The 12,723-nt window shown below is 47.5% G+C and carries 8 protein-coding genes and 2 pseudogenes; 4 read left to right on the top strand and 6 right to left on the bottom strand.

Going from position 1 to position 12,723, the window contains the following annotated elements; translation table 11 throughout:
- Nucleotides 1-4: 4 nt before the first annotated feature.
- The 4 genes from WH43_RS16500 to WH43_RS16485 all read right to left on the bottom strand — a co-directional run bounded on the left by WH43_RS16500 (nt 5) and on the right by WH43_RS16485 (nt 3,135).
- On the bottom strand, nt 5-355 hold the full coding sequence (locus WH43_RS16500; RefSeq protein WP_286049886.1) for a TRAP transporter small permease: 351 nt from the start codon (nt 353-355) through the stop codon (nt 5-7).
- Nucleotides 348-1,364, bottom strand: coding sequence for a TRAP transporter substrate-binding protein (locus tag WH43_RS16495; protein WP_053425675.1), 1,017 nt, complete (start codon nt 1,362-1,364; stop codon nt 348-350). Before WH43_RS16495 ends, WH43_RS16500 begins: the two co-directional genes overlap by 8 nt.
- A 240-nt stretch (nt 1,365-1,604) precedes the next feature.
- Entirely contained in the window at nt 1,605-2,447 is an 843-nt protein-coding gene (kduI, locus tag WH43_RS16490) for a 5-dehydro-4-deoxy-D-glucuronate isomerase (protein WP_053425674.1), read from the bottom strand.
- 34 nt (nt 2,448-2,481) lie between these two features.
- Complete coding sequence (locus WH43_RS16485; RefSeq protein WP_286049884.1) at nt 2,482-3,135, bottom strand: SDR family oxidoreductase; 654 nt, start codon at nt 3,133-3,135, stop codon at nt 2,482-2,484.
- 503 nt (nt 3,136-3,638) lie between these two features.
- Between WH43_RS16485 and WH43_RS16480 the strand changes: the two genes are divergently transcribed.
- The 4 genes and pseudogenes from WH43_RS16480 (at nt 3,639) to WH43_RS20885 (ending at nt 10,691) form a co-directional block, all read left to right on the top strand.
- A complete protein-coding gene (locus WH43_RS16480; RefSeq protein WP_053425673.1) occupies nt 3,639-6,416 on the top strand; it encodes a TonB-dependent receptor in 2,778 nt (925 codons plus the stop codon).
- Between the two features lie 114 nt (nt 6,417-6,530).
- Nucleotides 6,531-7,730: pseudogene (locus tag WH43_RS20895) on the top strand (DUF4861 domain-containing protein); the annotation flags it as partial.
- Nucleotides 7,731-8,053: 323 nt separating this feature from the next.
- Nucleotides 8,054-8,992, top strand: a complete 939-nt coding sequence (locus WH43_RS20890) for a glycoside hydrolase family 88/105 protein (RefSeq protein ID WP_286049881.1) — start codon at nt 8,054-8,056, stop codon at nt 8,990-8,992.
- A gap of 4 nt (nt 8,993-8,996) precedes the next feature.
- The gene (locus WH43_RS20885) at nt 8,997-10,691 is read left to right on the top strand and encodes a pectinesterase family protein (protein WP_286049880.1); all 1,695 of its coding nucleotides are present in this window, start codon (nt 8,997-8,999) and stop codon (nt 10,689-10,691) included.
- A 7-nt stretch (nt 10,692-10,698) separates the two neighbouring features.
- Here WH43_RS20885 and WH43_RS21120 read toward each other — a convergent pair.
- Nucleotides 10,699-11,887, bottom strand: a pseudogene (locus WH43_RS21120) (winged helix-turn-helix domain-containing protein).
- Nucleotides 11,888-11,890: 3 nt separating this feature from the next.
- Nucleotides 11,891-12,619, bottom strand: coding sequence for a tRNA1(Val) (adenine(37)-N6)-methyltransferase (locus WH43_RS16460; RefSeq protein WP_286049875.1), 729 nt, complete (start codon nt 12,617-12,619; stop codon nt 11,891-11,893).
- Between the last annotated feature and the right edge of the window lie 104 nt (nt 12,620-12,723).

Genomic DNA, 12,723 nt, shown 5'->3' with positions numbered 1-12,723 from the left:
TGGTTTAGCTCAAAGGTAAGCCATACCAATTCGCCGCCCCCCAGACCATCACAATAGACGAAAAAACCACCACAGCGGCCGTCAGCACAAAAGCAATACGGTGTTGCCACAACGGCGTCATCCGGCTGGTGACTATATCCAAGCCCAAATGCTGACCAGTGCGATAGGCATAAGCCGCCCCTAACATGGCAATCCACAGCAATAAACAACGGGCGATTTCTTCAGTCATGGAACTGGGATTAGTCAGCACAAAACGAGATAACACCTGCCAGCAGACCACCAGTACTATGGCAGCCATCAACAGCATTAAACTGCGCTTTAACAGCCAATCCACTAACAGCACTAATTTAGTCATTGGACACCTCCACAGTTTCGCCCTGAACCAACGCAATTTCAGCCATCAGGTTCCCTACTTCGGTGCCCAGCAAAGATTGATGCAGTGGCTGCACAGCTGCAGCAAAAGCGGCTTTATCCGGATAAATCACTTCAACGCCTGCAGCCTTTACTTTGGCAAGGGCATCGTCGCTGGCCTGCTGCCATAAATCACGCTGATAACGCACTGAGTCTTTCATCGCCAGCTCCAGCCAGCCTTGTTGCTCAGTCGTCAGGCTTTTCCAGACAGGTAAACTCATTAAAATGACGTCCGGCACTGAGGTATGCTCATCCAGACTGTAGTATTTAGATAATTCGTAATGGCGGGATAAAAAGAAACTGGGCGGGTTGTTTTCAGCTCCATCCACCACCCCCTGCTGCAGAGCTGTGTAGAGTTCGCCCCAATCGACTGGCGTGGCCGCCCCCCCTAAGGTTTGCACCATCTGCACTGAGGTCTGACTATTCGGAACCCGGAACTTTAAACCTTTTAAATCAGCAGGCTGACGTATGGCCTTGTTCGTGGTGTAAAAACTGCGGCTGCCGGCATCGTAATAACCTAAGCCATGCAAACGGGCACTATGCATTGAATTGAGCAGCTCCTGGCCTATAGAGCCGTTTAATACAGCCCATAAATGCGCGCTGTCTCTGAACACATAAGGCACACTGAATACTTGCATTCTGGGCACAAAACCTTCGAGCGGGCTGGCTGACACTTTAGTTAGGGCCAGGCTGCCAATTTGCAGCAGTTCAATCAATTCACGCTCTGAACCGAGCTGACCACCGCTATAGATCTGAATATGCATCTGACCTTTGGAGTAATGCTCCAGTCGCTCTGCCATATAGACCATAGCTTTGTGCACCACATGTTCCTGATCTAACGAATGGCCCATACGCAAGGTAATGTGATCTTGCTGGCGCTGACAGCCTGTGATGGATAGCAAAGTCGCCAAACCGCAGCACAGCATTATGCTGCGCAGTGAAAAGAATTTCATCGTCTAACCTACCTGTTGCTTTCCCCGTCCTGATTAAAGCCGCAGCTTTATTGACGAGGTATGTCTTTTTTATAAGTCAGCGCTCGTACTGCTGGCGCTGTCGAAGGGCACACTGTCTGTTGCAGTGATTGCTGCCCTGTATACACCTCGAACCTGAAGCCGCTTTTTTAACTACTACATCAAGTTTCCCAGGCTTCGCACACAAGACTAAACGAAGCTCTCCCCAGAGCTCCGTCCCCCTTATCTCAATTGATCAGGGCCAAATTTATCCATATCGTGATAGTCCAGATTCTCACCAGCCATCCCCCAGATAAAGGCATAACTGCCGGTACCAACGCCACTGTGAATAGACCATGGCGGAGAGACCACTGCCTGCTCATTACCCAGCCATAAATGACGGGTCTCTTTGGGTTCCCCCATAAAGTGACAGACGGCCTGACCTGGCGTCAGATCAAAATAGAAGTAGGCTTCCATTCGTCTGTCATGCTGATGCGCCGGCATAGTATTCCAGACGCTGCCCTGACTCAGCACTGTTAAGCCCATTTGCAGCTGACAGGTCTGTACGACTTCTTTAATCATTAACTGATAAATAATGCGCTCATTACTGGTCGCTAAAGCGCCCATTTCCAGCTTCTTACAATCATTCATCCGTACATGCTGCACCGGATAAGCGTGATGGGCAGGAGTAGAATTTAAGTAAAACTTCGCCGGCTCCTGAGCGTTTAAGCTATGAAAGCTAACGTTTTTACAGCCCATCCCTACATACAAAGCTTCTTTATTGGCAAGCTCGTATTGATTACCGTCAACTTCTACATAGCCAGTGCCGCCGACGTTGATCACTCCCAGTTCACGGCGCTGTAGAAAAAACTCAGCTTTGAGTGCATCTACTGTTTGCAATGCAACAGGGGCTTTGACCGGCACAGCGCTGCCAACAATCAAACGTTCATAGTGGGTGTAACACAACACCAGTTGATCAGCCTGCATCAGGTTGTCGATCAAAAAATTCTGCCGCAGCTTTTCGGTGTCGTAGTGTTTGACATCCAAGGGAGCTGTGGCAAAACGGTTTTCAAAAATTACATTCATTTTATTCTCCTGAAAAAATGGGCATGAATTGGCCTTAACGAGCCAGCCAGCCTCCATCAACGGCCAATACATGGCCGTTGACATAATTACTGGCGCTGCTTGCCAAAAATACCGCAGCACCTGCTAAATCTTCGGGCTCTCCCCAACGACCAGACGGGATCCTTGCCAGAATAGCCTGATTACGAACTTCGTCCTGCTGCAAAGCAAAGGTATTGTCAGTACGGAAATACCCCGGAGCTATCGCATTAATATTTAAACCTGAGGCAGCCCATTCATTGGCCAAAGCTTTGGTTAACCCTGTAATCGCATGTTTACTGGCGGTGTAAGCTGGCACCGTAATACCACCGCTGTAGGACAACATAGAGGCAATATTGATGATTTTGCCCTGACCTCGTTTCAGCATTTCAGCACCCAGCAACTGGCTTAACAAAAACGCAGAATCCAGATTCACCCGCATGACGTTTTGCCACTCTTGCAGTGGATAATCGACAGCTGGAGCACGGAAAATGGTACCACCGCAATTGACCAGAATATGCACGTCGCCCAATGCTAAAGCATTTTGCGCTAAAGAACGCACCTGCTCTAAATCCGATAAATCAGCGGCCAATGAAAACGCCTGAGCACCTTGTGCCTCAATCTCAGCTGCAGTTTTTCGGGCGCCATCTGACTGCGAGCTGCAACAAATCACCGAAGCTCCAGCTTGTGCCAAGCATGTGCAATGGCCTTACCTAAACCACGGCTGGCACCAGTGACCAATGCTCTTTGTCCTTTTAACGAAAATAAAGCCGACATTCTTTGATTCCTTTTTATCTGATCCACAGCTTGTTATTACTGCATATTTAATGTTCAAACTGGCCGTGAAGTTCGGTCTAAGCTGAATTAATTTCACATCTGGAACAAAACCTATTTTATCCGGTGATTAAATGTGCAACATTATCAATACAAAACAATAAGTTAACTATCAACATCAAATAAAACCTTACAACATGACTGATTTTTTTTTGTGCGACGTTTGACAGTAATCTAAGCTTGGTGTTAGCTTTTTGCCATCGGTGGCACAAAATTGCAAGCACTTTTTGCCACCGGTAGACAAAATCAACAGGGAGTCGCACAAAGCGTCTTCCATTATTAAAAATACAGCTGGCATGAACTGGCTGAACGCTTTGAACCAGACAGGACGAGGTAGATATCATGGCAAAATCCAACACGCCATTTCACCCGAATAAAATTGCGTTAGCTTTAGCTATCGCAGGTTGTACTTCAGTAGTTTCTGTTTCTGCACAAGAGACGGCTGAAACGAAGCAAGCCGAAGAAAGAATTGAAGTGATCGAAGTGAAAGGCAGTTTCCGCGATTCTTTATCCAATGCATTAAATCAAAAACGCCAGTCTGATGGCGCCATCGATGCCATTCTGGCGGAAGATATCGCCGACTTTCCGGATTTAAACCTGGCTGAATCCCTGCAGCGTATTCCAGGTATTGCTATTTCACGTGCAGCAGGCGAAGGCCGTCAGATTTCTGTACGAGGCCTGGGCCCTGAATTTACCCGCGTCCGTATTAACGGCATGGAAGCAGTGTCCACCAGCGGTGGTACTGATCAGATAGGTGGCGCAAACCGTGGCCGTGGTTTTGACTTTAATACTTTCTCCTCAGATTTATTCAGCTCATTGACAGTGCGTAAAACCGCATCAGCAGATGTCGAAGAGGGCTCTTTAGGTGCCACTGTCGACTTAAGAGCGGCACAACCTTTTGATTACGATGGCTTTACTTTCGCCGCCTCAGGTCAGATGGGTTACAACGATTTGTCTGAAAAGTCAGATCCGAAAACCTCGTTTTTAGTCAGTAATATTTTTGCTGACGGCAAAGTCGGTGCATTATTTTCTGCCTCTTATTCAGAACGTCAGCTCAAAGATCAAGGTGCAAGTACAGTACGCTGGAACAACGTCAACGACTTTGGCTCTTATCAGGGTGATAACGCTGCACCTGAACTGGACGAAATTAATAATGCATTCCGCCCACGTTTACCCCGTTATGACTCTTACACTCATGATATGGATCGCTTAGGTTTAAGCTCTTCTTTCCAGTTCAGACCTAATGAAGACACCAAGATTGATTTAGATGTGTTGTATGCAAAAACGGATGCAACCCGTAATGAAGTGTTTCTGCAGGGCATTCTGAACGCTGGAGCTAATCGTTCTACTTCAGCAACTGCGGCCTCAGGAAATACCGGAGTCATGAACGTAGTTGATTATTTTATCGATGACACCAATACCATGACCTACGGCAGTTTTGAAAATGCCACTATTCGTGCCGAAAACCGCTTTGACGAACTCAGCACAGAATTCCTGCAATACAACCTGTCGTTAAAACAGCATCTGACTGATGATTTGAGCATGGATGCGATGATTGGTACCGCCAAATCAGAGTTTGATAATCCGGTCCAAACGACCTTGGTAGCAGAAAAACGTGGTGTGGAGTTTGCCTATGATTACCGTGGTGGCAACAGAGAAAGCCCTGCGCTGACTTATGGTGCTGGAGTATTTGATCCAACAGGCTGGACCTCAAACAGCGTGCGTTTGCGTCCATTGGGGGCTGAAAACAGCTTTGACACCGCTGAGCTGAACTTTACCTACTTGTTAACCGACAACATCACACTAAAAGCAGGCTTGCATTATAAAGACTTTAGTTTTGAAACCTATGAAGCCCGTCGCCAAACTGAAAATGGTGCAGGAATCGTCTACACGCCGGATCTGTTAAAAGAATACAACTCAGGCTTAGGTAGCCAACCTGTTTGGTTAGTACCTGATTTTGCAGCTATTGATGCTCAGTATGATATCTACAGTAATACAGGTGCTTTTGTAGTCAGCGCAGACTTCCGTCGCCCTGATAACTACTCAGCCGAAGAAGAAACTTTAGGTGCGTATCTGCAATTAGGTTTTGATACAGATATTGCCGATATGCCACTGCGCGGTAACATTGGCTTACGTCAGGTGAAAACAGACCAAAGCTCCACTGCATGGGCTACTTTTGCCACGACTCCGACTCAAATCACAGCTGAACATGATTACAATGAGTTATTGCCTTCGTTAAACCTGGCGTTAGAACCATGGGATGATGTGATTGTACGTTTTGGTGCTGCAGAAGTAATGGCTCGTGCAGGTTTAGGATCTATTCGTCCTGACGTCTCAGTATCTGTTTCTGGCGGCAGTCGCGCAGTTTCAGGGGGTAACCCACAACTGGAGCCGACCAAAGCTCAGACATACGACTTGGGTTTCGAATTCTATTTCTCTGACGAATCCATGCTAGGTGTGGCGTTCTTCTTCAAAGATATTGACAGCCATGTCCAGACTTTACGTGAAACCAAAGCCTTTACTGCAACGGGATTACCGATCCAGGCAGCTATTGATGCCTGTACCGCAGGTCCTGGTTACAATGCGGACTGTAATGAAAACGTCGATTGGCAGGTAACTACCCCCCTCAATGGCCCTGGCGGTGATTTAAAAGGAATGGAAGTAAGCTATCAATTGCCTTTCACTTTCCTGCCTGAGTTCTGGAACAGATTTGGTTTTATCGGCAATTACACTTATGTTGACGCTCAGATGGACTACATCAGTGCAGCTGGCGTAGTGCAGGCCACTCGAGATTTAAACGGCCTGTCAAAAAACACCTCTGCTGCCACTATTTATTACGAGCATGAAGCCTTAAACGCCCGTGTATCCATGGCAAAACGTGGTAAATACCTGACCACAGCCATAGGCCGTGATAACAACGATATGGAAGGTACCAATGCCACCACTAACGTCGACGCCTCAGTATCCTACGCGTTAAACGACAACTGGAAAATCAGTTTTGAAGCACTGAATCTGACCGACGAAGTGGATGATCAGTGGGTAGATTCAGCCGGTAACCGCCTGACCTATTACCATGAAACTGGTCGTCAGTATTACGTCGGCGCGCAGTATAAATTTTGATCTAAATAGCTACATTGCTTAGCCATGGATGGCGGCTTTGGCGTGACTTACAGTCTGGTGCTGTAAGTCACGATTTTGTTTATCCTTTTACAACAGGTAATAGCCGTGACTTCGATGTTTAAAAGCCCATTACTGATCTCCAGCCTCAGCTTAAGTTTTTTAGCCGCCTGTGGTAAACCTGCTCCGGCACCAGAACCCACAGAATCACAAAGCGTTCAGTCCGCTCCGGCCAAAGCAGTTGCCAGGTTAAGCATTCATAACCCTTCTGATTTTTTACGCTCACAAGAGCCTATTTATCTTGCTGCCGCCGACTTAGGACTGGCAGAAACTGAAGTCCAGAATTCCGGCTTTATTGCAACCGACAGCAAAGGCCAACTGCCCTCACAGTGGATTGACCGCAACGCTGATGGCGAAAAAGATACCTTACTTATCAGCCCCACTCTGAGTGCTGGTGAAACTCTCGATCTGCAAATCACCGCAGGCACAGCAACAGAACAGCCGAAACAAACTCAGGCCGAAATTTCGCAAAAAGCCGGTGGTCAGTGGCAAGATAAAAAGTATATCGGCGGTCATTTTGAAAATGTCAGTAGTCTGACTCCGCCACCCCAATACACAGATCACAGTGAATTTATCCGTTACGAAGGCCCTGGTATTGAGTCCGATAAAGTGGCGTACCGTATTTATCTCGACTGGCGTAATGGCTTTGATATTTTTGGTAATAAAACAGGTAAGCCAATACTGGACCAAATAGGTCAGGATGGCTACAGCTCCTACCATGATATGTTGCCCTGGGGCACAGATGTACTGAAAGTTGGCAAAGCAGTAGGGGTTGGTGGTTTTGGTTACTGGGATGGCAGCAAAGTAGAACGAGTGTCCAAATTGGACGGTCATACTGCCACTATTATTGAAAATGGCCATTTGTATTCAGCCCTGACCATAGACTACAAAAACTGGCAAATCGCCGGTAAAACTCTGGATGTGAAAGCCCATTTATCGATGACAGCAGGCAGCCGTTTACTGCATAACCGCCTAACCTTAAGTCAGCCACTGGATAATCTGGCGCTGGGTATAGTAAAACTCCCTGATACCAAGCTCCTGACCGGCACACTGGAAAGCAGTGGCCATACTTATACGTACCTAGCGACTTACGGCAAACAAAGTCTGGATGGTTCCAACCTTGGCATGGCGATTTTATTTAAACGCGGCAAGCTGGAGCAGTTGACGACAGACGAGCATAACCATGTGGCTGTGATGGATGTATCAGGTCAGCATCTGGAGTATTACCTGTTAGGTGCCTGGCAACATGAACTGAATGGCATTACCAATGAACAGCAGTTTGTGGAGTATCTGCAGCAAGAAGTGGAACGCTTAACCCTGCAACCCCGCTTAAGGTTAAAAACAGAATTAACCAAAGCGCAAACCAGTCAGCCTCTGACCAGCGAACGTGCTTTGTACTGGACCCAGCAATTAGCTAACTCAGATCTAAACCGCCAGGCAGGCCAGTATTATTGGGGCGGCTGGGATACGGAGCGCGACAGACCTGTCGCTTTTGAATACACCACAGGCTTACTGGTACAGGCTTTTGATGATTTAAATAAATACGCTCCGAACCCGGCTTATCAGCCGTTGTCAGTAAAATGGCCGATACCTTTGTCACAGACGACGGCAGCATTCATAGCTATAACGCCAGCAAGTTTAATATCGATAGTATTAATAGTGGAAACGTACTACTGCGTGTATTTGAACAAAGCAAAGAGCCTAAATATCAACTGGCAGTCCAAGCGTTACGCGAACAATTAAAGCATCATCCAAAAACCTCAAACGGCGCGTTCTGGCACAAACAGGTTTACCCACATCAACTCTGGTTAGATGGCGTTTATATGGGCATGCCGTTTTTAGCCTATTACAGCAGCCTGTTTGAACAAGGCGCCAGTTTGCAGCAAGTCGTACATGAGTTTGAAGTCACCCGCGAACAGTTACGTGATGATAAAACCGGTTTGTATTTCCATGCCTGGGATGAATCCAAACAAATGGATTGGGCCGATAAGGAAACAGGTCGCTCAGCTTATTTTTGGGGCCGTGCTCTTGGCTGGTTAGCTATGGCACTGGTGGATGTTTTGGATTATATCCCAGCGGATAACACTGAATTACGCCAGCCACTGCTGAATATGGTGACTGAACTGGCCGCTGATTTAGCCAGGTTTCAGGATGCTGAAACAGGCGTTTGGTACCATATTATGGATAAAGCTGGTGAACGGGGTAACTATCTGGAATCGAGTGGCAGCAGCATGTTTGTGTATTTTTACGCCAAAGCTATCAATAAAGGCTATTTACCCAAAGAGCAGTATCTGGATATTAGTAAAAAAGCCTGGCAAGGCCTGCTCAATGAATTTGTACTGGTACATCCGGATGGCAGCATCAGCCTGACTAACATGGTACAAGTGGCGGGTTTAGGTGCTGGTCGCGATGGTAGCTATCACTATTACATGAGTGAGCCAATCTACCGCAACGATAGCAAAGGCACAGGGCCTTTTATTATGGCTGGCGTGCAAATGGCACAGCTGTTAAAAGACTAAGCTGATGAAGTTTCTTACTGTCTGGCTGGGTGCACTGGCATTCAGCCTATTTTGCCTGAGCCTGCACGCCAGTGAGCAACCACTTCGCTTACAGGTTGCTTTGGATGGCTCCGCGCCTTTTCGCTCTGTACAGCAGGCGCTGGATTCTTTACCTGCAACCAAGCAATGGGCTTTGATTGAAATTGGCCCCGGCATTTATAAAGAAAAACTTTACCTGACCCGCGATAAAGTGGTGTTGGCCGGCAGCGGTAAAACCAGCACCACCATTGAATTCCCGGAACTTCGTAAAAACCATTTAAAACAACAGCCTGATGACTGGGGTTCTGCCGTGGTGAATATCAAAGCCTCGGACATAGTGCTGTTAGATTTAACCGTATTTAATAGCTATGGTGCTGTATATGGCGATCACGACCATCAGTTTGCCATTCGTGGTTTTGAGCAAGCCAGCCGCATCATTACAGACCAATGCAGAGTGATAGCGGGAGGTGCCGACAGCTTAAGTTTGTGGAATAAACAAGGGCTGTATTACCACAGCAACTGTTACTTTGAAGGCCATGTTGATTATGTCTGTCCACGTGGCACTGCCTGGATAAAACAGAGCCAATTTTATAGTCAGGCCACAGAGGCCTCACTTTGGCACGATGGCGAGCTGGATAAAAACGCGAAGTTAGTGGTCACAGACTCGAAGCTGTCCGGTATTCAGGGCTTTTTACTGGGCCGCCGCCATTATGACGCCCAGTTTTATCTGCAGAATAATCAGTATTCACCTTTGATGGCAGATAAATCTATATTCCGTAAAACTTATCCGGACGAACCCAGCCGCGACAGAGCCAACTTATGGGGTGAGCGTAGTTATTTTAGTGGCTCCACGGGTGCCAGTTACGGCTGGCTACAAAGCAACTGGCCTAAAGCAGTATCTCAGATCACCGAAGATTGGGTTTATCAGGGCCAGTGGCAGCCTGAGCAGTTGCTAAAAACCATCCGCAGCTGGTTAACCACTAAGGCCAACACTCCGCCTGCCAAACTCTATCTGGTCGGTGATTCCACTATGTCAGATAAAACTAACCTGGCTTATCCGGAGCGCGGCTGGGGCCAGTTATTGTCTGACTTTATGCTGCCGCAGTTGCAAGTCGTCAATTTAGCCGCCAATGGCCGCAGCACCTTAAGATTCTTAAACGAAGGTCGCTGGCAAATGCTGCTGGATGAGCTGCAAGCTGGTGATTATGTGTTGATCCAGTTTGGCCATAACGATCAAAAACAGGACGACCCGAAGCGTTATGCAGAGGTGAATACGCGTTACCCAGAGTTGCTGCAGCAGTTTATCCGTGAGGTCAAAGCCAAAGCCGCTATTCCGATGCTGGCAAGCTCGATTTGCAGGCGTAATTTTAAAGACAAAACTTTAGAGCGGGATTTAGCAGCGTACGCAGCCCAAGCCAAACAACAGGCTGAATTGGCGCAGATCGACTTTTTTGATTTGCAGCAGCAAAGCTGTGATTTATGGCAAGAGTTGGGCCCTACGGACAGTCAGCCGTATTTTATTCAGGTGCCGGCGGGTTTGTATCAGAAGTTTCCGGATGGCAAAACCGACAACACCCATTTATCAGTGCAAGGCGCTTCGAAAGTGGCTCAGCTGTTTGTACAAGACTTACAAAAACAACAACATCCTCTGGCTAAGTACGTCTACCGAACCAAACTTTAATTAAGCTTTAACTAACAAGCCAGTCTCGGGCCTTTGCACTGGCTTTAATCAATTGCCAACTTTCGCAGCCATTAAAACAGGCATAGTCCACCACTGCTTTGGTTAAAGCCACTTTTAAGGCATCCGTCAGTCTGACCTGTTCATCCAGCACTAAATGCTGCAGCAATAAGGTGTTGCTGGCTCTGTCTGCTTTCACATCCACCTGACCGATAAACTGGTCTTTATACAAAATGGGCAGGCTGTAATAACCAATCTGCCGTTTGGCGGCGGGCACATACACTTCAATCTGATAATCAAAATTAAACAGCTGCTTTAGCCGGTCGCGCTGGATCACTAAGTTATCAAAAGGCGACAACAGCCAGACTTTATTGGGCACTTTATTAGGTAGTTTGTTAGTGAGCGCTAACTGGGGCCTATAGTAATAGATCTTTCCATCCAGCAAAAAAGTCTGCAGCCTGCCCTGCTCCAGCTGTTGTTTTAGCTGTTGCTTCAGTGCCAACTGCATATTTTTACGCAGATAACCTATGTGCTGCACTGTGGCCAAAGCCTGACTTTGCAGGCAACGCTCTATTAAATAATCGGCAAACTCTGCCTCTGTAGGTGGCACCTGCGCTGCATGAGCAGGCCAGACTCGCTCAGCCAGATCATAAAACCTTCTGGAATTTATCCCGCCGCGCCACCATCAGCTTGCCTTGCATAAATAGCTGTTCCAGCGCTTGTTTGGCAGGTTGCCAGTCCCACCAGGCGCCGTTTTTCTTACCCGCATTGCCATTATTATCGGCAAAATCACTGGCCTTTAGTGGGCCTTCGGCCTTAACGCGAGCCAACACTTCATTCATCAGTTGCTGTTCAGGCTTAAACCAGTGGTTATTACCGTTTTGCAGTAACAGCTTGCGCTGCAGACTAAAACGATAATCTTCAGCGGGCAAAAAGGACGCTGCATGCGACCAGTATTCAAAACTTTGTTTTTGCTGCAGTGCTTTATCTAACAGCTTTGGCTGGTAGTTTTTTACTCTGTTATACAGCACATGGTGATGCGCCCGCTCCACCACATAAATAGAATCCAACTGCACATAACTGATTTGTTGTAGCACTTGTGCCACAGCTGCTTTGCCGGATGCTGGTTGAAGTAAGCCCTGATGCTGCAGTATCAGTTGGCGTAACGCTTTGGGGCTAAAGGGGCAAGAGGCAGTCATCAGTTAAAACCTTAAATAAAAATCGGCCAGAAGGGTTCGATAGTCATCACTGTACTGGCCTGGGCTTTGTTGTATCAAGAGTTCTGTCTGTTCAACCTGGCTGGTTACGGCACTGGCACTAAAATCCAACAGCTGCAATTTAGCGGCTTTATGCGCAGCAGTTTTAACCAGGCAACGTCGTTGCAAAGTCCAACCGGCCTGCTCTGCTACCGCTCTAAAATCTGCGTCCACGGGCAAGACTAAACAAAAATGTGCATCCGGCGCGGCGAGCTTTTTGGCAACTAAAGCTAAGTCAGTAAAAGACAAGCTATCGGTATGGCGGGCCTGATGACGCTTCGGATCTGAAGCGGCTAAACTCTGCTGAAAATAAGGCGGATTGCTGATAATCAGTTCAAATCCATGCTCTGGTTGGTTATCCGTCGCCGCATAGGTTAGAATATCGGCCTGAATGACATGGATTTGTGCCGCCCAGCGACTGGCCGCCACATTTTCCTGCGCCTGTAAGGCCGCATCCTGGTCCAATTCGACAGCATAAACCAATGGGTTCAGCCCAGATTTTTGCAATCGCTGCGCCAGCATCAGAGACAAAATGCCACTACCTGCCCCTATATCCAGCGCTGTGCCAGCCTTGGGTAAAGTGGCCCAGGCGCCCAACAGCAAGGCGTCCGTGCCGACTTTCATCGCACAGCGGTCGTGGCCAACAAAAAATTCTTTACACCAAAAGCCGCTCACTACTGCCCTTACTTACTAAGGCCAAAAGAGTGGCAGTGTATAAGAAGCTGTTTTGTATGTCAGTACAGAACATCATCTTATTAAACGAGATCTAAACAGAAGGT

The organism is Rheinheimera sp. KL1 (assembly GCF_001275035.1).
GTDB lineage: Bacteria > Pseudomonadota > Gammaproteobacteria > Enterobacterales > Alteromonadaceae > Pararheinheimera > Pararheinheimera tangshanensis.
This window is presented reverse-complemented; position numbering and strand designations above follow the sequence as displayed.